General features: G+C 66.2%; 22 protein-coding genes. 8 read left to right on the forward strand and 14 right to left on the reverse strand.

Going from position 1 to position 20938, the window contains the following annotated elements; translation table 11 throughout:
• The first annotated feature begins 22 nt into the window (after positions 1-22).
• Entirely contained in the window at positions 23-1027 is a 1005-nt protein-coding gene (locus tag ACP15K_RS01180; RefSeq protein ID WP_193139487.1) for a DUF2125 domain-containing protein, read from the forward strand.
• A gap of 1 nt (position 1028) precedes the next feature.
• Here ACP15K_RS01180 and ACP15K_RS01185 read toward each other — a convergent pair whose 3' ends face one another.
• The 5 genes from ACP15K_RS01185 to ACP15K_RS01205 form a co-directional block, all read right to left on the reverse strand.
• Positions 1029-1736 (reverse strand): extensin family protein, encoded by a 708-nt coding sequence (locus ACP15K_RS01185; RefSeq protein WP_193139489.1) that lies wholly within the window; start codon positions 1734-1736, stop codon positions 1029-1031.
• Positions 1733-2650 carry a prephenate/arogenate dehydrogenase family protein gene (locus tag ACP15K_RS01190; protein ID WP_193139492.1) on the reverse strand — a complete coding sequence of 306 codons (918 nt, stop codon included), beginning with the start codon at positions 2648-2650 and terminating at the stop codon, positions 1733-1735. Before ACP15K_RS01190 ends, ACP15K_RS01185 begins: the two co-directional genes overlap by 4 nt.
• Positions 2647-3735: a histidinol-phosphate transaminase gene (gene hisC / locus ACP15K_RS01195; RefSeq protein ID WP_424989617.1), complete on the reverse strand. Its 1089-nt coding sequence runs from the start codon at positions 3733-3735 to the stop codon at positions 2647-2649. The genes ACP15K_RS01190 and hisC overlap by 4 nt, the downstream gene beginning before the upstream one ends.
• Before the next feature lie 140 nt (positions 3736-3875).
• The gene (rpsD, locus tag ACP15K_RS01200) at positions 3876-4496 is read right to left on the reverse strand and encodes a 30S ribosomal protein S4 (RefSeq protein WP_193139496.1); all 621 of its coding nucleotides are present in this window, start codon (positions 4494-4496) and stop codon (positions 3876-3878) included.
• A gap of 169 nt (positions 4497-4665) precedes the next feature.
• Positions 4666-5517, reverse strand: a complete 852-nt coding sequence (locus ACP15K_RS01205) for a flagellar motor protein MotB (RefSeq protein ID WP_424989618.1) — start codon at positions 5515-5517, stop codon at positions 4666-4668.
• Between the two features lie 85 nt (positions 5518-5602).
• Here ACP15K_RS01205 and ACP15K_RS01210 point away from each other — a divergent pair, with 85 nt between their 5' ends.
• On the forward strand, positions 5603-6169 hold the full coding sequence (locus tag ACP15K_RS01210) for a gamma-glutamylcyclotransferase family protein (protein WP_424989619.1): 567 nt from the start codon (positions 5603-5605) through the stop codon (positions 6167-6169).
• 24 nt (positions 6170-6193) lie between these two features.
• Here ACP15K_RS01210 and ACP15K_RS01215 read toward each other — a convergent pair whose 3' ends face one another.
• The 3 genes from ACP15K_RS01215 to ACP15K_RS01225 form a co-directional block, all read right to left on the reverse strand.
• A complete protein-coding gene (locus ACP15K_RS01215; protein ID WP_424989660.1) occupies positions 6194-7534 on the reverse strand; it encodes an MATE family efflux transporter in 1341 nt (446 codons plus the stop codon).
• A 165-nt stretch (positions 7535-7699) separates the two neighbouring features.
• Positions 7700-9019: a glutamate--tRNA ligase gene (gene gltX / locus ACP15K_RS01220; RefSeq protein ID WP_193139502.1), complete on the reverse strand. Its 1320-nt coding sequence runs from the start codon at positions 9017-9019 to the stop codon at positions 7700-7702.
• Between the two features lie 61 nt (positions 9020-9080).
• On the reverse strand, positions 9081-9497 hold the full coding sequence (locus tag ACP15K_RS01225) for a DUF1801 domain-containing protein (protein WP_424989620.1): 417 nt from the start codon (positions 9495-9497) through the stop codon (positions 9081-9083).
• Between the two features lie 88 nt (positions 9498-9585).
• Between ACP15K_RS01225 and ACP15K_RS01230 the strand changes: the two genes are divergently transcribed.
• The 3 genes from ACP15K_RS01230 (at position 9586) to ACP15K_RS01240 (ending at position 12059) form a co-directional block, all read left to right on the forward strand.
• Positions 9586-9996 (forward strand): metallopeptidase family protein, encoded by a 411-nt coding sequence (locus ACP15K_RS01230; protein WP_424989621.1) that lies wholly within the window; start codon positions 9586-9588, stop codon positions 9994-9996.
• Between the two features lie 86 nt (positions 9997-10082).
• Entirely contained in the window at positions 10083-11000 is a 918-nt protein-coding gene (locus ACP15K_RS01235; RefSeq protein WP_424989622.1) for an MBL fold metallo-hydrolase, read from the forward strand.
• A 108-nt stretch (positions 11001-11108) separates the two neighbouring features.
• Positions 11109-12059: an endonuclease/exonuclease/phosphatase family protein gene (locus ACP15K_RS01240; RefSeq protein WP_193139510.1), complete on the forward strand. Its 951-nt coding sequence runs from the start codon at positions 11109-11111 to the stop codon at positions 12057-12059.
• A gap of 232 nt (positions 12060-12291) precedes the next feature.
• Here ACP15K_RS01240 and hemF read toward each other — a convergent pair whose 3' ends face one another.
• Entirely contained in the window at positions 12292-13182 is an 891-nt protein-coding gene (gene hemF, locus ACP15K_RS01245; RefSeq protein WP_193139512.1) for an oxygen-dependent coproporphyrinogen oxidase, read from the reverse strand.
• Positions 13183-13301: 119 nt separating this feature from the next.
• Between hemF and ACP15K_RS01250 the strand changes: the two genes are divergently transcribed.
• Positions 13302-13676, forward strand: a complete 375-nt coding sequence (locus tag ACP15K_RS01250; protein ID WP_193139514.1) for a hypothetical protein — start codon at positions 13302-13304, stop codon at positions 13674-13676.
• Between the two features lie 2 nt (positions 13677-13678).
• Here ACP15K_RS01250 and ACP15K_RS01255 read toward each other — a convergent pair whose 3' ends face one another.
• Genes ACP15K_RS01255 through clpS form a run of 3 tightly spaced genes read right to left on the reverse strand, consistent with a single transcriptional unit; the run spans position 13679 to position 15849 of the window.
• Entirely contained in the window at positions 13679-14494 is an 816-nt protein-coding gene (locus ACP15K_RS01255; RefSeq protein WP_193139516.1) for an SDR family NAD(P)-dependent oxidoreductase, read from the reverse strand.
• Positions 14491-15501 carry a class I SAM-dependent methyltransferase gene (locus ACP15K_RS01260; RefSeq protein ID WP_193139519.1) on the reverse strand — a complete coding sequence of 337 codons (1011 nt, stop codon included), beginning with the start codon at positions 15499-15501 and terminating at the stop codon, positions 14491-14493. Before ACP15K_RS01260 ends, ACP15K_RS01255 begins: the two co-directional genes overlap by 4 nt.
• 18 nt (positions 15502-15519) lie before the next feature.
• Positions 15520-15849, reverse strand: coding sequence for an ATP-dependent Clp protease adapter ClpS (clpS, locus tag ACP15K_RS01265; protein WP_424989661.1), 330 nt, complete (start codon positions 15847-15849; stop codon positions 15520-15522).
• A gap of 147 nt (positions 15850-15996) precedes the next feature.
• Here clpS and ACP15K_RS01270 point away from each other — a divergent pair, with 147 nt between their 5' ends.
• Positions 15997-16692: an HAD family hydrolase gene (locus ACP15K_RS01270; protein ID WP_193139523.1), complete on the forward strand. Its 696-nt coding sequence runs from the start codon at positions 15997-15999 to the stop codon at positions 16690-16692.
• A 178-nt stretch (positions 16693-16870) separates the two neighbouring features.
• A complete protein-coding gene (locus ACP15K_RS01275) occupies positions 16871-18439 on the forward strand; it encodes a serine hydrolase (RefSeq protein ID WP_424989623.1) in 1569 nt (522 codons plus the stop codon).
• Positions 18440-18530: 91 nt separating this feature from the next.
• Here the strand turns inward: ACP15K_RS01275 and ccoS are convergent, their stop codons facing one another.
• The gene (gene ccoS, locus ACP15K_RS01280) at positions 18531-18689 is read right to left on the reverse strand and encodes a cbb3-type cytochrome oxidase assembly protein CcoS (protein WP_193139528.1); all 159 of its coding nucleotides are present in this window, start codon (positions 18687-18689) and stop codon (positions 18531-18533) included.
• Position 18690: 1 nt separating this feature from the next.
• Positions 18691-20937 carry a heavy metal translocating P-type ATPase gene (locus tag ACP15K_RS01285; protein ID WP_193139530.1) on the reverse strand — a complete coding sequence of 749 codons (2247 nt, stop codon included), beginning with the start codon at positions 20935-20937 and terminating at the stop codon, positions 18691-18693.
• Between the last annotated feature and the right edge of the window lies 1 nt (position 20938).

The following is a 20938-nucleotide window of genomic DNA, read 5'->3' on the forward strand; positions in this document are numbered from 1 at the left end:
ACTGTGCGGAAAAGGGCTGCCAATGCGAATTCTGTTGATCGTGGTTATTTTGGCAGCCGCCGGCTGGGCGGGATACTGGGTCTTGGGCAGCCGATCCGTGGAACGGGGGTTGCAGGGCTGGTTTGCCGCGCGCGAGGCGGAAGGCTGGTCGGTGCATGTGGATGCCATCGACACCATCGGCTTTCCCAGCCGCTTCGACACCACCCTGACAGCACTGGACCTTGCCGATCCGGAAACCGGCGTGGCCTGGTCGGCGCCGTTCTTCCAGATCCTCGCGCTCAGCTACAAGCCGCACCACGTCATCGCCGTCTGGCCAGACCAACAACGGCTGGCAACGCCGAACCAGAAGATCGACATCACCAGCGAGACCCTGCGCGGATCCGTGGTGTTCGAACCGGGGCCGTCGCTGGCGCTGGAGCGCAGCACGGTGGAGTTCTCGCGCATCGGGCTGGCCTCGACCGCGGACTGGCGCGCGGCGCTGGATGGCGGGCAACTGGCGCTGCGGCGCACGCCGCTGGCCGAAAACTCCTATGATCTGTCGTTCGAGGCCCGCGACCTGACCCTGCCCTCCCGCCTGACCGAGATGCTGGCCCGCACCGGGCTGGGCAGCGAAACGGCGCAAGGGGTGCGGCTGGAGGCCAGCGTCGTCTTCGACCGCCCCTGGGACCGCTTCGCCATCGAGGATCGCCGCCCGCAGCCGACCCGGATCGACCTCACGCTGGCCAGCGCCACATGGGGCGAGCTGGATCTGAAACTGGCCGGAGAGCTGGAGGTCGACGCGCGTGGCCTGCCCACCGGCGAGATCACGGTGAAGGCCACAAACTGGCGCGAGATGCTGGATCTGGCAGAGCATTCCGGCCTGCTAGCGCCGCAGATCCGCCCGCTGATGGAGCGCGGATTGCAAACCTTGGCGGGGCTTACGGGCAACAAGAAAACGCTGGATCTGCCGCTGACCTTCCGCGACGGACAGGTCGTGCTGGGCGGGTTCCTGCCCGTGGGTCCGGCCCCGGTGCTGCGCCTGCGCTAGGTTACTTGCAGTAGGGTCCGCTGCGGTAGCGCGCGGTGTCCAGATGAAAATGATCGCGGTGATGGCGGTTGGCGCGCGGCCCCAACACGGTGCCGAACGGACCGCAGGCGGCCTTGTGCGCGGCTTTCATGGCCGGACCGTGGGTCTTGCTGGGCCATCCCGACAGCACCGGTATCCGCGTGCCATCGGCCAGGGTAAAGCCGCCGATGTCCACGGCGCGGCCCTTGCCATGTTCGGACACCTTGGCGCCCTTCTTGTTGTTGCGCGTGCGGCAGGCGTAATGACCGATGACCTGAACCTCGGCCAGGCCGCCCCCGGTGTCGCCGATCAGCGGCTTCACCGCCTGATCGACCCAGGCCGCCAGCGCCCGCGCCGTGGGGCAGTCGATCCGGGCCGGTTGCGACAGGCGCACGCCGTAGACCGCCGTGATCTCGACCCCGTCCTTCAGGCCGCAGCCCTTGCGGGTGCCCTTGATCGGCGCGATGGGCTTGCCCTGGATCCCTTTCACGCCGCACAGCTTCGGGCCCTTGCCAAACAGTTTCGTCAGGCCATTTGGCGTGGTCACCCCGATGGCCTGCACCAGCACATCGCCAACCGGTGCCTTGGGACGCGGCTCTGGCGCCGGGCTGTTGCGCGGCGCATTGGCCAACGCCCCCTGGGTCGCGAGCAGGAGCAGCAGCCCCGCCAGTCCCGCGACCCGGCGGCTCATTTGGTGCCCCCGCGGCCGAAATCCGGGGCCGCGGTGTCCTGACCGGCCTCGATAATGCCGCGCCGGATGGCGCGCGTGCGGGAAAAATAGTCGAACAATTCATCCCCCTCGCCAGTGCGGATGGCGCGTTGCAGGGCGAACAGCTCTTCGGTGAAGCGGCCGAGGATTTCCAGCGTGGCATCCTTGTTGTTCAGGAACACGTCGCGCCACATGGTCGGGTCCGAGGCCGCGATGCGGGTGAAGTCCCGAAAACCGGCCGCCGAGTATTTCACCACCTCGCTGTCGGTCACCCGGCGCAGATCGTCGGCCACGCCGACCATCGTATAGGCGATCAGGTGCGGCACATGGCTGGTGACGGCCAGCACCAGGTCATGGTGGTCAGCGTCCATTTCCTCGACGTTGGCACCTATGCCTTCCCACAGCGCCCGCAGCCGGGCGGTGGCGGCGGGATCGGTGCCCTCGACCGGCACCAGCAGGCACCAGCGGTTGTCGTAAAGCTCGGCAAAGCCGGATCGTGGCCCCGAATGCTCGGTCCCGGCGAGCGGATGCGCGGGGATGAAATGCACGCCCTCGGGGATGTGCGGGGCCACCGCATCAATGACCGCGCGCTTGACCGAGCCGACGTCCGATACCGTGGCGCCGGGTTTCAGGTGCGGCGCAATCTCGGCCGCCACCGCGCCCATCGCCCCCACCGGCACGCAGAGCACCACCAGATCGGCATCCTTGACGGCCTCGGCGGCGGTGTCGGTGACGCGGTCGCACAATCCGTCCAGACGCGCGATCTGCCGGGTTTCGGGCGAGCGGGCGGTGCCCACGATCTCGCCCGCCAGACCGCGCCGCCGCATGGCATGCACCATCGACGAGGCGATCAGCCCCAGCCCGATCAGGGCAACGCGGTTGTAGATGACGCTCATGCCGAGCCGTCCTTGAAGGCCGCAACCGCAGCAACCACGCGCTGGCAGGCGGCCTCGTCCCCGATGGTGATGCGCAGGCATTCGGGCAGGCCATAGCCCGCCACCCCGCGCACGATCAGCCCGGCGGCTTGCAGCGCGGCGTTGCAGGCCTGCGCCTCCTCGGCATCGGCGAACCGCGCCAGGATGAAATTGCCGAATGACGGGTCCGACGGCACCCCCAGCTTGGCCAGCTCCGCCGCCAGCCAGGCCCGCAGGCGGGTGTTTTCCGACAGGCTGAACGCGGTGTGGTCGTCGTCGTCCAGCGCCGCCACGGCTGCCTTGATCTGCACCTGCGAGACGTTGAACGGCCCGCGCACCCGGTTGAGCGCATCGATGACATGTTCCGGCCCGTAGCCCCAGCCGACGCGCAGCCCGCCCAGCCCGTAAAGCTTGGAAAAGGTGCGGGTCATCACCACGTTGTCGAACTGGTCCGCCAGCGCGGCGCCACCATCGAACCCATCGACAAATTCGGCATAGGCCCCGTCGATCACCAGCAGCACATGGCCCGGCAGGTTTTCGGCCAGCGGCCGCAGCCCTTGCCCGCCGACCATGGTGCCGGTGGGGTTGTTGGGGTCGGCCACGAACAGGATGCGGGTGCGATCGGTCACCGCCGCCAGCAGCGCGTCCACATCGGTGGTGCGGTTGCGCTCGGGCGCGGCGACCGGCGTGGCGCCCGCGGCCAGCGCCGAGATCTTGTACATGGCAAAGCCGTGTTCGGAATACAGAACCTCGTCGCCCGGCCCGGCGTAAGTCTGGCACAGGAACGAGATGATCTCGTCGCTGCCGGCCCCGCAGATGATGCGATCCGCCTCAAGCCCGAACTTGTCGGCAATCGCCCGGCGCAATTCGATGTGATCCCCCGGCGGATAGCGGTGCGCGGTCACGCAGGCCTCCTGCGCGGCTTTCACCGCGGCCGGGGACGGGCCGAAGGGATTCTCGTTGGACGAGAGTTTCACCACATCGGCCACCCCTTCCACCGTGTCGGCACCGCCCTTGTAGGGGGCGATTTCCAGAATGCCGGGCTGGGGGACGATCTGCTGGGTCATGGCGCTCTCCGTTTGCGCTGTTCTAACCACGGCTGCGGGCCAAGGCCAGCCGCCAAAATGACAGGGGCACGAGCCCCCGAAAAACGAAAAAGGCCGCCCCGGTTTCCCGGCGCGGCCTGTCGAATGGATACGGTCGGAACTTAGTTCTGAGCGTAGTATTCGATAACCAGGTTCGGTTCCATGTGGACCGGGTACGGCACGTCACCCAGACCGGGGGTGCGCACGAAGGTGGCGGTCATCTTCGAATGATCGGCTTCGACATAGTCAGGCACGTCACGTTCGGCCAGTTGAACGGCTTCCAGCACGACGGCCAGTTGCTTGGACTTCTGGCGCACCTCGACCACATCGCCTTCCTTGACGCGGTAGGACGGGATGTTGACGCGCTTGCCGTTCACGGTGACATGGCCGTGGTTCACGAACTGGCGGGCCGCGAAAACGGTCGGCACGAACTTGGCGCGGTAGACGACGGCGTCCAGACGGCGCTCCAGCAGACCGATTAGGTTTTCACCGGTGTCGCCCTTCACACGCTCGGCTTCGGCGTAGATGCGGCGGAATTGCTTTTCGGTCATGTCGCCGTAGTAGCCCTTGAGCTTCTGCTTGGCGCGCAGCTGCAGACCGAAGTCCGACATCTTGCCCTTGCGGCGCTGACCGTGCTGGCCCGGCCCGTATTCGCGGCGGTTCACCGGCGACTTGGGACGGCCCCAGATGTTTTCGCCCATGCGGCGGTCGATCTTGTACTTGGCAGACGTGCGTTTGGTCACGGCTGATCTCCTTCTTTGGGCCCTTGCGGGCGTGAAGGGCGTTGTCCTATGCCTTGCGGCCGACAGGCATCCCCTTGCGGGGGCCACCAACACCAATTGTTCCGCAGCAAGCGGAGAGCGCCGTTTAGGGCGGCTCGACCAGGGAGTCAAGCCGCACCCCGCGCGAAACTCAGAAGGTCGACCGCAGCACGGTGATCTCGACCCGGCTGTTGCGCAGATCCATGCGGTTGTCCAGCACCGGCTGGCTGTCGCCATAGCCGGTGACCCGCTGGATGCGCGCCGGATCCAGCCCCGCCCGTTCGATCAGCTTGCGCGCCGCCAGCGCCCGGTTGGTCGATCGATCCCAGACCGGGTTGTCGGCCAGCACCACGGGGCGCGCGGCCAGATGCGCGGCCACCGAGACATCGTTGGTCACCAACTGCATCAACGCCGTGATCTGACGAAGCAAGGCCTTGAGTTGCGGGGTCGGCGTATCGTCCTCGTCAAACAGGCGCGAGTCGGGCAGTTCCCAGACCTCGATCACCAGCCCCACGTCGGACAGCCGGGTCACCACGTGGCGTTGTTCCAGCAGCCGGGCCATGCTTTCGCCACCGCGCAGCTTGAGCGTTTCCAGCAGTTCCTCGGACTCGGGCGGCACCACATTGGTCTGATCCTGCACGCGGGTTGCCTGCGTGCCCAGCCCGGTTTCGCCCTTGGCCTGACGCTGATCGGTGGGATGCAGGTTGGCCGCACCATTGCCGTTCTGGGCAAGTTCCTCGGTCGAGAACACGCTGTCGCCGTAGAACGAGCCATCGCCGCCCCCCGAGACCCGGTTGATCGGAATGGTCGGCGAAAAGTAGTCCGCCAGACCCTTGCGCTGTTTCTCGGTCGTGGCATTCAGCAGCCACATCAGCAGGAAAAAGGCCATCATCGCGGTCACGAAATCCGCATAGGCCACTTTCCACGCGCCGCCGTGGTGGCCGCCCTCTACCACCACCTTCTTGCGCTTGATTACAATCGGGGCCAGAGACTCATCTGACATCACACACCTCACATTCACCCGACGAAAGGGATAGCATCCCGGGGGTGAAGGCAGGCTTAATCGCGACGGGAGGCACACGGGGCACATGCACCAGCAGTATTTCTTCGGCTACGGATCGCTGGTGAACCAGCGCACGCACAGCTATCCCGAAGCCCGGCCGGCGCGGCTGAAAGGCTGGCGGCGGTTGTGGTGCCATACCGAGGCTTCGGACCACGTGTTCCTGTCGGCGCATCCGGTGACCGGCGGCACCATTGACGGGCTGATCGCGCAGGTGCCGGGACAGGACTGGCGGGCGCTCGATCACCGCGAAACAGGGTACCAGCGGGAACCGGTGACCGATCTCGTGGATCACGACCATCCCGCGCAGCCGCAGGTGCAGGTCTACGCCATCCCCCGCGACCGGCATCTGTCCGAGACCGGCGGGCATATCCTGCTGAGCTATCTCGACGTGGTGGTGCAGGGTTTCCTGAAAACCTATGGCACTGTCGGCGTGGCCGGGTTCTTCGACAGCACCGACGGCTGGGACCGCGTGGTTCTGGATGATCGCGCAACCCCCCGCTATCCGCGTCACCAGCAGTTGACGTCGTCGGAAACCGCGTTGGTCAACGGGCATCTGGATCGGCTGCCGGTGCGGATCCAGCGGGCAGGGTAGCGTCGGGACGCGACGGGGCGTGCCCTAGCGCCGCCCGTAAAACAGCTGGATCAGGCGGCGTTGCTGGCGGAACCCGGTGTCATCCTTGGGCGGTGTGCCGGGGCGGTGCGAGATCAGCCGCAAGGCCAGCCAGATCGACAGACCGGCGAAAAACACGCCCCCTACCGCCTGCCCGATCAGCACACCCGGTGCGCCTGCAATCGCCGCCCCGGCGATCACGAAAGGAATGGTGCCCAGCGTGTGACGACCCCAGTTCATCGCCGTGGACAGGAACGGCCGCCCGGTGTTGTTGAAGGCGGCATTCGACACGAACAGCGCCCCGTTGAAGAAGAACGCCAGCGCCAGCGGGCCGCAGAACAGATAGATCAGGGCGCGGCTTTGGCCCTCGGCCCGGAACAGATCGGCGATGGGCGCCCGCAGGACGAACAGCAGGGCGGTCATCCCCAGCACGAAAAGTGCCGTGAACAGCAACCCGTCCAGATAGGCCCGGCGCACGCGGGCCGGGTTGCCCGCGCCGAAGTTCTGCCCGATCACCGGGCCGACCGCGCCGGACAGGGCAAAGATGACGCCGAAGGCCACCGGGATCAGGCGGCTGACCACGGCCAGACCCGCCACCGCGTCTTCACCGAACTGCGCCATGGAGCGAGTGACATAGGCCTGCCCCACGGGGGTGGCCAGCTGGGTCAGGATCGCGGGCAGCGCGATGGCCAGGATGGCGCGAAAATCCTGACGCAGCCCCGCAGCACCGGGCCAGGCAAGCCCGCCGTGGTGCCGGAAGATCGGGCGCAGGGCAAAGTAGGCCATCGCGGCGCGGGCGGCGACGCTGGCCAGCGCGGCCCCGGTCAGATCCAGGCCAAGCCCGAAGATCAGCAGCGGATCCAGTGCCGCGTTGACCGCGCCGCCGATCACCGTGGCCTGCATCGACCGGCGGGCATCGCCATGGGCGCGCAGGATGGCGCCGCCGACCATGCCGATCAGCAGCAGCGGCAGGCTGGGAATGATGATGCGCAGATAGCCGACCGCCAGATCCTGCGTGGCGCCGCTGGCCCCCACCAGCCGCACCAGTGCGGGCAGGTTGACCCAGACCACGGCGGCGAACAGCGCCCCGAACAGCACGCCGTAGACCAGCGTTGTGGCGGCTTTCTGGCGGGCGGCCTCGATCGCGCCGGCACCCAGGGCACGGGCCACCAGCGCCCCGGCGGCAATCGCCATGCCGATGCCGAAAGAGGATGTGAAGAACAACAGTGCCCCGGCGTAGCCGATGGCAGCAGCTAGTTCATCGCGCCCCAGCATCGAGATGAAGATCATGTCGACGAAATCGACGATGAACACCGCCATCAGCCCGACCGAGGCGGTCAGCGACATCACCGAGATGTGCCGGAACAGGTTGCCTGACAGGAATTTGGCTCTCTGGTTCACATGCGCTCTCCATACCGCCTGCGCGCCCCGTGTCCCCACGGATTGCGGCTTTCCCTTCCGGTGGTGTGTCGCGAAACCGGGACGGCGCTGCCGCCCCGGTCCCCACCGGATCTATTGCTTCGGCAGCGCCCGCATCAGCGGCAGGAAATCGGCCATCTCGGGCCCACGGGCGCGCCCCGTCAGCGCCTTGCGCAGCGGCATGAACAGCCCCTTGCCCTTGCGCCCGGTCTCGGCCTTCACGGCGTCGGTCCAGCTTTTCCAGGTGGTGGCGTCAAAGGGCAACGGCGGCAGCAGGGCCATGGCCTGTGCCACGAATTCCGCGTCTTCCTCGGCCACATCCGGCGTCGCGCCTTCGGACAGGATCTGCCACCAACCGGCCAGATCGGCGCGGGTTGTAATGTTGTCGCGGATCACCTCCCAGAATTGCGGCGCCAGATCGTCGGGCACGCCCGCGGCAGCCACATCGGCGGCGGCGGCCTCAAGGGGCAGCGCCCCCAGATAGCGGGCGGTCAGCGGGAACAGGTCGTCGACGTCGAACTTGGTGGGCGCCGCGCCGAAATGGGTGATGTCGAACCCTTCGATCAGCTCGTCCAGCGAGGTGCGAAGCTCTACCGGGTCCGACGAGCCCAGCCGCGCCATCAGCGACAGCAGCGCCATCGGCTCCACCCCCTGCTCGCGCAGGTCGCGCAGGGCCAGCGTGCCCAGACGTTTCGACAGCGCCTCGCCCTGCGGGCCGGTCAACAGCGAGTGGTGGGCAAAGCTGGGCACGGCGCCGCCAAGCGCCTCGATGATCTGGATCTGGGTGGCGGTGTTGGTCACATGGTCCGAACCGCGCACCACATGGGTCACGCCCATCTCGGTGTCATCCACCACCGAGGCCAGCGTATACAGCACCTGCCCGTCACCCCGGATCAGCACCGGGTCCGAGACCGAAGCCGCGTCGATCGACAGGTCGCCGAGGATCTGGTCATCCCACGCGATCCGGGTCTGGTTCAGCAAGAACCGCCAATGGCCGCCACGCTCCGCACGCAGTGCCTGTTTCTCGGCTTCCGACAGGTTCAGCGACGAGCGGTCATAGACCGGCGGCTTGCCCATGTTCAGCTGCTTCTTGCGCTTGAGGTCCAGTTCGGTGGGCGTCTCGAAGCACTCATAGAACCGCCCCATCTCGCGCAGCTTGTCGGCGGCCTCGGCATAGCGGTCCAGACGCTGCGACTGGCGTTCCACCCGGTCCCACGTCAGGCCCAGCCATTCCAGGTCTTCCTTGATGGCATCGACATAGGCTTCCTTCGACCGCTCGGGATCGGTGTCGTCGATGCGCAGGATGAAGGTGCCGCCAGCCTTGCGGGCGATCATGTAGTTGAACAGCGCGGTGCGCAGGTTGCCAACGTGGATATAGCCCGTGGGCGAGGGCGCGAAACGGGTGGTGGTCATGTGAATCTCCTGTCGGCGTTTCGTGTTCCACACCGCAGGGATTTTGTCGAGAGGCGGCGCCTCAGGTCGGCTGGATTGGCCAGCGTGTCGCCATATCCTCCAGCCCGGCGCGGATCAGGCGGCGCAGGGCATCCTCGTTCACGCCGCTCAACCGGCCCAGGTACAGGCAGGACTTGCCCAACTTGTGACGGCCCAGATCGTTCAGGATATGGGCGAACTCGCCATAGCCCGGCATGATATAGACCACCATGTTGGCCTTGCGCGGGGCAAACCCCGTGGCCAACGTCTGACCGCTGTGGCCGGTGGCATAGGTGTAGTCATAGCGCCCGTAGCCGATGATCGACGTTCCCCAGAGCACAGGTTCGAACCCGGTTTCCTCGCGAAAGATCCGGTCCAGCAGGATGGCATCCTCGCGTCGGCCCGCAGGTTCCACCTGCGCCAGATAGCTGGCCACATCGGCGTCGCTGGGCTGTGTCATGTTGGTTCCCATACGGCCAATTATATCACGGGATTGCCAATGGGCCGAGGGGTTTCCCCCCGGCCCGCCAGCGGTCATACCTTGGCCCATGACGCAGGATTGGACAGGGGCCATCGCGCCCAGCCTTGAGCAGTTCGAAACCATGGGCCGGGCGGCGCTGGAGGCCCTGCCCGCCGCCTATCGCGCAGCCGCCCGCGACGTGCTGCTGCGGGTCGAGGATTTCGCCGATGACGCCATGCTGGACGGGCTTGGCCTGCAAGACCCGTTCGAACTGACGGGCCTTTATGATGGCGTGCCCATGACCGAGAAATCGGTCAGCGATCAGCCCTATGGCCCGGACATGATCTGGCTGTTCCGGCGTCCGATCCTGGACGAATGGGTCACACGCGGCGACGTGGCGCTGGATCATCTGGTGGCGCATGTGGTGGTGCACGAACTGGCCCACCATCTGGGCTGGTCGGATGCGGACATTGCCCGCGTCGATCGCTGGTGCGAGTAACACGTCTCACGAGAGAGTGATCACGCTCGAAAGCAAATCCGGGGCATCTAGGTTATCGTGAGTGCTCATTCAACAGGGAGATTGATATGACCCGCTTCACCCGTCGCCAGGCCCTTTCCGCCGCCGCCGCCGTACCCCTCGCCGCCGGATTGGCGCGTCCGGCACTTGCTGCCGCTGACAAGCAGGGCGCGGCAACCCCTTCGTTCAACCGTGTCACGCTGGGAGATTTCGAAGTCACCACCATCGCCGCCGGGGCCGCGGTGCGCGAAGACCCGCAGAGCATCTTCGGCATGAATGTCGATGCCGAAGCCTTTCAGGAGGTCTCGGACCAGAACTTTCTGCCCACTGACAAGCTGGTCATTCCCTTCACCCCGACGGTGGTGAACACCGGCGCCGAGTTGATCCTGTTCGACACCGGCCTGAACCCCGAAGGCACCACCGGGCTGCTGGAACAGGCCGGGATCTCGGCGGACCAGGTGGACACCGTGGTGTTGACCCATATGCACGGCGATCACATCGGCGGCCTGTCCACCGACGGGGCGCCCACCTTCGCCAACGCCAAGATCATCACCGGCGCGGCCGAGCACAATTACTGGGCCGGGGCGGACAATGACAACTTCAAGGGCAAGGTCGCGCCGCTGAACGATCGGATATCGTTCCTCGACGATGGCGGCAGCGTCGCCTCGGGCATCACCGCAATGTCGGCCTTCGGTCATACGCCGGGACACATGACCTACATGATCGAAAGCGGCGGCAAGCAGATGGTGATCTTTGCAGACACCGCCAACCACTATGTCTGGTCGCTGGGCTATCCCGACTGGGAAGTGCGGTTCGACATGGACAAGGCCGCCGCCGCTGCGACCCGGCGCAAGGTGCTGTCGATGCTGGCCACCGACAAGATCCCTTTCATCGGCTATCACATGCCCTTCCCCGGCATGGGCTACGTGGAAACCCGTGGCGACGGCTTCCGCTATGTGCCGGTCAGCTACCAGATGATGCTGTAACCCCCACGCGGCGCGGCGGGAACACACCCGCCGCGTTGCCGCATCGCGGGGCTGTCCAAGCCGCGGGCGATTCACTAGGCTGCGCGCGTCCCGGTTGGATTGGTATTCATGTCTCAAGTTCTGCGCGGCACCTTCATTGGTCTTTGCCTGCCTTTCGCCATCCCGCTGCCGATTCTGGCGGTGCTGTTTCAATTCATGCCGAATGGCGATCCGCTGGGCAGCTTTGCCCGCATTCTTGAACATATGGCGCCGCAGATTCTGGCGATCTGCCTTGTCCCTGCCCTGTTGCTGTGGCTCTTGCGGGCCCGCCTCCTCAGCCTGCTCAGCCTGGTGCTGATCCTTGGCGGCAGTGGCCTGATCGCGGCGCAGCATATCCAGGCCTCGACACCGCTGCGGGCCGATCTTGAGCCGGATTTCTCGGTTGTCTGGTTCAACGCCCTGTTCGACAACCCGGTCCCGCCCGAAGCCATCGCCGACGAATTGCGCGCCACCCTGCCCGATGTGGCCGTGCTGGCCGAAGCCACGCAACTGGAAGACATGATTGCCGACCTGTCGGATGTCTTCCCCTACCGCCTGGGCTGTCTGGAGGTTTGCGAGGTGGTGATCCTGTCGCGCCACCCTTTCCTTGTGCGCGCGGTCCGCAATCCCGGCCCGGTGTGGCGCGAAAGGATGCTGGTTGTCGATGTCATGCCGCCCGGTCAGGACAGGACCGTCAAGGTCGTGGCACTGCACATGGTCAAGCCGTGGTATTTCGGGATTACCGAGTTGGAGACCCAATTGGTCACCGCCCGCCTGCGCCGCTACACCGGGCCGACCGTGGTCGTGGGCGACTTCAACGCCGCACCATGGAGCGACCGGATGCGCTTCATCCGCAAGCGCAGCGGGCTGGAAGGCATCCGCTGGCCAATGGCGACCTGGCCTGCGGCCGCCGGCCGGGCCGGGGTGCCCATCGATCATGTGCTGGTCAAGAATGGCCCGCAGGTGGTGGCGGTGACGCCCTGGGGCCAAGAATTGGGGTCGGACCACCGCGGGCTGCTAGTGGACATCGCCCTGCCATGACACGGCCTGTCGCTCCTATGCGAAAGGATAGGCCCCCTGCCCGGCTGCCACCGGCCTTATACCAAAGCAAACGGGCGTGAGGGCGGTCGGGTTCCTATATGTCTGGTGTATCGCCAAGGCCAGTTCCCAGCCGGATACCACAGTTTGCGCCGGTCTTCTGATCCCTCTCTCTTCCTCCCCCGGCGCGCAATCGAAAGACCCCCGTTCCCTCCCGGGGGTCTTTCCAATTCTGTCAGGCCCATTTGGCCAGTGGCGGCAGGCTCATCAACACGGCGTTGGCGTCATGGCCGGTGGCCAGCCCGAACTTGGTGCCCCGGTCGTAGACCAGGTTGTATTCCGCATAGAGCCCGCGATGGACCAACTGTGCGTCCTTGTCGGCCTCGGACCAGTCGGTATTCAGGCGGCTGCGGGTCACCGGCAGGAAAGCTGGCAGGAAGGCCCGACCCACGTCGCGGGTGAAGGCAAAATCCGCCTCCCAGTCGCCGGTGTTCAGATCGTCGAAGAAAATGCCACCTACCCCGCGCGCCCGGCCCCGGTGCGGAACGAAGAAATACTCGTCCGCCCAGGCCTTGAAACGCGGGTAATACTCCGGGTCATGCGGGGCGCAGGCGCCTTCCAGAACCTTGTGAAAGGCTGCCGTGTCTTCGCTGTATTCGATGCAGGGGTTCAGATCGGCACCGCCGCCGAACCACCAGGCGTTTGGCGTCCAGAACATGCGGGTGTTCATGTGCACCGCCGGGGCATGCGGGTTCTGCATATGCGCCACGAGGCTGATCCCCGAGGCCCAGAACCGCGGATCGGCCTCGATCCCCGGCACGCCGCGCGCCGCCATCGACGCCTGCGCCTGCTGGCCCAGGGTGCCATAGACGGTCGAGACATTGACCCCGACCTTTTCGAACACCCGCCCGCCGCGCATCACCGACATCAGACCGCCGCCGGCATCGGCGCCATTGTCCGCGGCGCGGGTGGTGGTCGTGACCTCGAATCGCCCGGATGGCAGGTGCGCCGTCGGCCCGTGCAGCGAACTGTCCTCCAGCCCTTCGAAAGCGGTGACGATCTGGTCACGCAGTTCTCGGAACCAGGCGCTGGCGCGGGCCTTTCGCGCGTCGAAACTGTCGGTCATGGCGGTCTCCTTCTGTCGATTACCGCCCTAGCAAGTCCCGGCCCGGTTCACCATTCCCTCGAACGCGTGAATTGCCATCTGTCGCATGGGGCTGCTATCCAGAAACAGATGAGGCGCCCATGCGATTTGTGATATTTCCGGTTCTCTTGCTTCTGGCGGCCTGTGGCACGCCCGAGCAGCGCTGCGTGCGCCAGTATACCGGCGAGGTCGCCACCGTGGAGCGGCTGATCGAGGAAACCGAGCTGAACCTGACGCGCGGCTATACCTACGTGCTGGAGCCTTCGCCGTTCAATTTCTATTGGGGGGGCTGCACCGGGGGCTGGGATGGCTTCAACTTCTGTGGTTACAGCCAGCCACAATACCGCAGGAAGGCCGTGGCCATAGACCCGGCGTCCGAGAACCGGAAGCTGCAGGATCTGCAACAGAAGCTGACACAACTGAAATCACAGGCCCGACCGGTGCTGGAAGCCTGCGGTGTGACCGTCGTCGACTGAACTCAGTGCGCGGGTGCTGTCACCGGATCAACCAGCGTGCGGCCGCCGTCCACGGTCAGGATCTGCCCGGTCATGAAGCCCGAGCCTTCGCTGGCAAGGAATTGCACGGTCTCGGCCACTTCCGACGGGTTGGCGATGCGGGACAATGGCGTGTGATCCACGATCTGGCTGCGGTAGTCGACATTGTCACGCAGCGAGTGCTTCAGGCTGGACGACATGACCGACCCGAAGGCCACCGAATTCACCCGGATCCGGTGCGGCGCCAGCGCCACCGCGTGCGAGCGCGTCAGCTGATCCAGCGCCGCCGTCGACACCGAGAACGCCAGAAGCTGCGGATGCGTCCGCCGCGCCGCGATCGACGACAGGTTGATGATCGATCCCACGGGCCGGTCATCATCGATGCCTTCGTTCGCCTCGGCCTGGGCGATCATCCGCTTGGCGGCGATCTGTGTCAGGCGCAGGCTGGTCATCAGGTTCTGCTGCAACTGCTGCTCGACCACGTCGTCCAGATCCAGAATGTCGGCATCGGTGGCATGCACCTGCCGCGAGGCATTCACCAGGATATCGAGCCGGTCGAAATGATCCAGCGTCGCCGACATCAGGTTGTTCAGCGTCAGCCTTTCGCGCAGATCCCCGGCAAAGTAGGCGATCTTTTCATTGTCCGCCTCGTCGGACAATTCTTCCTTCAGGCGGGCTTCGTCTATGTCTGCGAACATCACGTTGGCCCCGGCGCGGGACAGGTGGCGCGCGATGGCAAAGCCGATGCCATGGGCGGCACCGGTGACGATGGCGGTCTTGCCTTCGACGGAAAAACTCATGATCGGCCTTTCTTGCCAGTCCGCCGCGGTTTTTCGGCGCGCAGCAGCTTGAAGGAACGGGTTCCGTCCAACACATGCACCGCGGAAAACCGCAGATCCAGTTCCGCTTCATAAGGCAAATGCCGGTTCGCAACCAGCCACAGCTTGCCGTGGGGCGCGAGGGCGCGGGCAGCCGCCGCGATGAACGCCCGGCCCAGTCCCGGATCGCCGCTGCGTCCGGTGTGGAACGGCGGGTTCATCACCACGGCATCCAGCGGTGCCTCGGGCTGCCAAGCGGTGGCATCAGCCCAATGGAACGAGGCACGCGGGTCGGTGATGTTCTGACGGGCCGCGCTGAGTGCGATATGGTCGGCCTCGACCAGATCCAGATGGGTGACCCCGTCGTTCTGCAGGATCTGGCGGGCCAGATAGCCCCATCCCGCCCCAAGATCAGCCACGCGTCCCTTCAGAACCGGCAGCGCCTGCGCCAACAACTCCGAGGCCGGATCGATGCCATCTGCCGAAAATACCCCCGGCCCGGTCACGAAGTCCCCCGCCCGCAGATCCGGGGCGCGCCAGTCGTCAAAGCGGTCGGCACCAACCTGCCCCCAGAACAGGCGGCCATGCGCCTTGGTGAAACTGTCGGCGCTGTCCAGGCGTGCCCGGCAGGCCTTGAACAGCGAATCCACCCCGTCGGTCTTGGCGCCGTCCACCAGCAGCCATCCGCCGGTGGGCAGGCTGGCCGCGGCCTCGGCGATCCACATCTGGGCGCGGGCGCGGGCGCGCGGCAGGGTGACGATGGCCAGATCCGCTGTATGGCCCATGGACAGCACCGGATGCACGGCAATCCCAGCCTCGGCCAGATGGCCCGCCACGGGTTGCAGGGGTTGAATTGCGGTCACAGTCCCAAACGCCAGATCCTGCGCCGACTCGGGCGTGGGCATCCCGAACCAGACCACGCGCGTGGTGTCGGCCCATTCGGGCAGCAGACCCTGCGTCAGGGCCAGCGAGAGGCGGGTGTCAGACATGGGGACCCGGCGCGCCGGTCATTCCCGTTCCATAGTGCATTGCAGCGGATGCTGGTGACGGCGCGCGAAATCCATGACCTGCCCGACCTTGGTCTCGGCAATCTCGAAGGAGAACACGCCGACCACGGCCAAACCCTTCTTGTGAACGGTCAGCATCAGTTCGAAGGCCTGACTGTGAGTCATGCCGAAAAACCGCTCAAGCACATGGACGACAAACTCCATCGGGGTGTAGTCGTCGTTCAGGATCAGCACCTTGTACAGCGGCGGCCGTTTCGTCCGGTTCCGGGTCTGGGTGATGATCCCGGTGTCCCCGTCGGTCCCGTCGTCGTCATTGGCTGAAAGGATCAACGGATAATCTTGCAATTCGAGACTCCAGCGGTTTCTCATCAAGCGCGTGCGGTCACCATATAATCGTGGTTGGGTCCATGAAAAGGGGGCGCCGCGGGGCGGTCGGTCTAGGTGACACCGAAACTGCGGCGAGACAAGGGGCTGAAGATGCAAAAACTGACGGCGATCGGCTTTGATGCGGATGATACGCTTTGGCAGAACGAACAGTTCTTCCGTCTGACCGAAGAGCGATTCGCCGATCTGCTGCGCGATCACGCCGGCCCCGACCATCTGGCCGAACGCTTGCTGGAGGCCGAGCGGCGCAACCTTGGCCACTATGGCTTCGGCATCAAGGCCTTCATGCTGTCGATGATCGAAACCGCCATCGATGTGACCGACGGCAAGGTGCCCGCCGCGATCATCCGCGAGATCATCGACGCCGGACAGGAGATGCTGGCCCACCCCATCGAGCTTCTGCCCCATGCCCGCGCGGCGGTGGAACTGGCCTCGACTGCACACCGGGTGATTCTGATCACCAAGGGCGATCTGCTGGACCAGGAACGCAAGCTGGCGCAATCGGGACTGGGCGACATGTTCGACGGGGTCGAGATCGTCTCGGACAAGAAGCCCCAGACCTATATCGACATCTTCACCCGCCACGGCAGCGGCCCCGAATCGGCGATGATGGTGGGCAATTCGATGAAATCCGACGTGCGTCCGGCCATTGATGCGGGCGGTTGGGGCGTGTTTGTTCCCCATGGCATGACCTGGGCGCTGGAACATGCCGACGCCCCCGAAGACCACCCGCGCTTTCGCGAACTGACCGATCTGGGAGAGTTTGCAGCCCTTCTGCAACAGTTCTAGGGAAAATCTAGCGCCCGGAAGCCCCGATGCCGCCACATCTGCCCTCGCGGCACCTGCGCGTCATTTCGGGTATAAAACCCTGCCGCATCAAAAATTTCCGTGCTAGTCTTAACCTGCAGGCAACCAAGCTAGCCGAAAAATCGGCAGCGGGCAGAGAAACATAAAGGCAGGTGACGTCATGCAGCGTCTGAAGACTCTCGCCCTCGCGGGCGTGACCCTTCTATGCATCCTCTCTACTTCGGGACAGCTTTCGGCCGCACCCTATGCGGCGATGGTGATTGATGCCCGATCTGGCAAGGTGCTTCATTCCCGAAACGCCGACACGCGGCTTCATCCCGCGTCACTGACCAAGATGATGACCTTGTACGTCGTCTTCGATGCGGTCCGGCGGGGCGAAATTTCCCTCGACACGCAGGTGCGCGTGTCCAAGAACGCGGCGGCCGAGCCGCCCTCGAAACTTTACCTGAAGGCCGGGCAGCGGATCCAGTTGCGCTATCTCATCCGCGCCTCGGCGGTGAAGTCGGCCAATGACGCGGCGACCGCCATGGCCGAGGCGATCTCGGGCAGCGAAGCCGCTTTTGCAAACCGCATGACCCGTACCGCCCGGGCGCTGGGGATGAAGGACACCACCTTCAAGAACGCGCACGGGCTGACCCAATCGGGCCACCTGTCCACCGCGCGGGACATGACCACACTGGGGCGGGCGCTGTTCTATCACTTCCCGGACTACTACAACCTGTTCTCGCGCCAGTCGGCGCAGGCCGCGGGCAAGACCGTCTACAACACCAACCGCAAGCTGCTGGCCGCCTATCGCGGCGCCGACGGGATCAAGACCGGCTATACCCGCGCGGCGGGCTTCAACCTTGTGGCCTCGGCACAGCGCGGCAACGAACGGATCATCGCGACGATGTTCGGCGGCAGTTCGTCGGCCGCCCGCAACAAGCGCGTGGCCGAGTTGCTGGACATGGGCTTTTCGCGCGCCCCCAGCCGGGTGGCCGTGAACAAGCCGCGCCGCCCGAAGCTTGGGCAATTCGCCAGCGCGTCACCGTCACAGGCAGTGGCCGAAACCATGCTGGCCGTGGCGACCAGCATCCGTCCGCTGCAGCGCCCGATCACCGTGGCAAAGGTCGACCTTCCCGCCGAAACCCAGCTGGCCGCAGCCGATGGCAGCGTGACCCGTCCGGCCGAGGGCGAATCGGCGGTTCTGGCCGCCTCGACCGCCTCGCCACCGGATGATGCCGTGCCCAAGCCCTTGATCGAGGATGCGGTGGCCGCCGCGGTGCTCGCTTCGGTTCCGACCGACGAGGCGCTGTCCTCTTCCGTAGCCGCGGTCGTCGTGGCACCTGCCGCGGCAGAGGTGAAGGTCAGCGCCTTGGCCGCCGTGGCCAGCCCTGCGCCGCAGCCGCGCCCGGTCAAGATCACCTTCTCGACCAGCACCGCGCCTGCCAAGACCGCAGATCCGGCCCGCCCCGCCACCAAACCGGTCACCGTGGCCCGCCTGTCCACTTCGGGCGATCGTCACTGGGGCATCAACGTCGGCACCTACGCCAGCCGCTACGAGGCAGAGCGCGTGCTGCTGCGCACTGCCCTGATCGAGATCGAGACGCTGGACAGCGCGCTTCGGAAAGTGGTGCGCAAGAATACCGGGTTCGAGGCCAATTTCGTCGGACTGGATGAACGCAGTGCCGCCCTGGCCTGCCAGCGGCTCAGCGCCCGCGAGCAGCGTTGCGAGCCGCTCAGCCCCTGACCTGCGCCGCCTCTCTTGCCTAAAAAAATGCAACGCCGCCCTCCGGGGCGGCGTTTTGCGTGACGGTCATCGTTTGGCGTCGGTTTTCGGCTCAGCCCTTGGGCTTGTCGTCGTAGTCGTCGGTCAGAATACGGCGGCTGTCGCCGTCCGGGTCGTCATACTGGTTGCTGCGCAGCGTCCAGAAGAACGCGGCCAGACCAACGCCGCCCAGCAGCAGCGAGGCCGGGATCAGGTAGCGCAAGACATCCATGTCAGACCTCCTTTGCCGAACGGGCCGGGCGCGGTTTGCGCGCGCCTACCCGCAGGGCATTCAGGGACACCGTGATCGACGAGGCCGACATGGCCAGCGCCGCGATCAGTGGCGTGGCAAGTCCGGCCACCGCCAGCGGCACCGCGATGACATTGTACACCGTGGCGATCCGGAAGTTCTCACGAATTCGCCGAATGGCCTGCTGCGCCGTGGCCCGCGCCGGGGCAAGTTCCGACAGGTCGGTGCCCAGCAGCACGATGTCCGAGGCCACACGCGCGGCATCCAGCGCCGAGGCGGGCGAAATCGAGACATGCGCGGCGCTGAGCGCGGCGGTGTCGTTCAGCCCGTCGCCCACCATCAGCACCTTGCGGCCGTGCCCCGCCAGATCGCCCACGATCCCAGCTTTTTCCACCGGCGTCGCCTCGGCCACCCAGTCCGTGATGCCAACCTCGCGCGCCAGATCCTCGACCGCCGCGCGGCCGTCGCCCGACACCAGCCGGACCGCCAGCCCCTGGGCCTGAAACCCGGCCACCGCCGCCGCAGCACCAGGGCGCAGGGCATCTGAGAAGGTGAAGGGATGGGGCGCATCCGCGCCGATCTTCAGCCATGTGGCCGCCTTGGCGCCATTCTGCGTGCCGCCGACCCAGTCGCCCCGCCCCAGACGGATGCGATCATCGCCCAGACGCGCCTCCATGCCGAATCCCGGCGTTTCGCGGATGTCCGCGACCGGGGCAGCGGCCACGCCTGCGGCCTCGGCAGCGGCCACCAGCGCGCGGCTGAGCGGATGCGAGGAGGCTTCGGCCAGTGCCCGCGCCACTGCCAGAACCTCTGTCGGGTGGCTTTCGGGCGCATCCAGTCGTGGGGTGCCAGCCGTCAGCGTGCCGGTCTTGTCGAAGACCACCGTATCGACCTCGGCCAGTCGTTCCAGCGCGGTGGCATCCTTGATCAGCAACCCCTTGCGAAACAGCCGCCCCGAGGCCGCCGTGGTCACCGCCGGCACCGCCAACCCCAGCGCGCAGGGACATGTGATGATCAGCACCGCCGCCGCGATGTTGATCGCCGTGCGCAGGTCGCCGGTGCCGATGTACCACCCGGCAAAGGACAGCCCCGCAAGGATATGGACGCCGGGCGCATAGAGCGCCGCCGCGCGATCCGCCAGCGAGGAATAGTTCGACCGCCCGCTTTCCGCCACCGCCACCAGATCGGTCAGCGCATGCAGCGAGCTGTCGGCGCCGACAGCGGTGGCGCGCAGGGTCAGCGGTCCCGTCAGATTGACCTCGCCTGCGCTGACCTCGGCGCCCGGACCGGCATAGACCGGCAGCGTCTCGCCGGTCAGCAGCGACCGGTCCAGCTCGCTTTCGCCGCGTTCGACCACGCCGTCGACGGGCATCCGGCCACCGGGCCGCACCAGCACCAGATCGCCCGCCGCCAGATCGGCCAGCGGCACGGTCTGCTCGGCCCCGTCGGGCCCGATGCGGATGGCGCGGGGCACTTCCAGCGCTGCCAGTTCCTCGGCGGCAGAGCGCGCGACGGCGCGGGTGCGATGGTCCAGATAGCGTCCGGCCAGCAGGAAGAAGGTCAGCGTCAGCGCAGCGTCGAAATAGGCGTGCGCGCCGCTTTGCGAGGTCTCGTAAAGCGAGGTGCCCAACGCCAGCAGGATCGCCAGCACGATGGGCACATCCATGTTCAGCCGCCGGGTTTTCAGCGCCGTCCAGGCGTTGCGGAAGAACGGCTGCCCGGCAAAGGCGATGGCGGGCAAAGCGATGGCGGCAGAGATCCAGTGGAACAGGTCACGGGTGGCATCCTCGGCGCCGGACCAGACCGAGATCGACAACAGCATGACGTTCATCGACGCAAACCCGGCCACGCCCAGCCGCATCAGCAAGTCCCGCCCGGTGCGGTCGGTTTCGGTGGCGGCCAGCGCGCCGGGGTCCAGCTCGTGGGCCTCGAAGCCTACCCCGTCCAGCGCGGCGGCCAGGGTTTCGGGCAACATGTCGGGATCGGCGGTAACGCTGGCGCGCTTCATGGTCAGGTTGACCCGGGCCGTGCGCACGCCCGGCACGGCCTTCAGGGCCCGTTCAACGCGGGAAATGCAGGCGGCGCTGGACATCTCCGGCACCGACAACATGATCCGCACCTCGCGGGCGGCCCGCTCGCGGCGCGCCAGAACCTCGGCCGCCGGGGTGACGGCACAGGCCGGACAGGCGACGCCGCCGGGGGGTTCGGGAAGATCCTCGACGACGGCCATG

The organism is Fluviibacterium sp. S390 (assembly GCF_049800695.1).
Lineage (GTDB): Bacteria > Pseudomonadota > Alphaproteobacteria > Rhodobacterales > Rhodobacteraceae > Meridianimarinicoccus.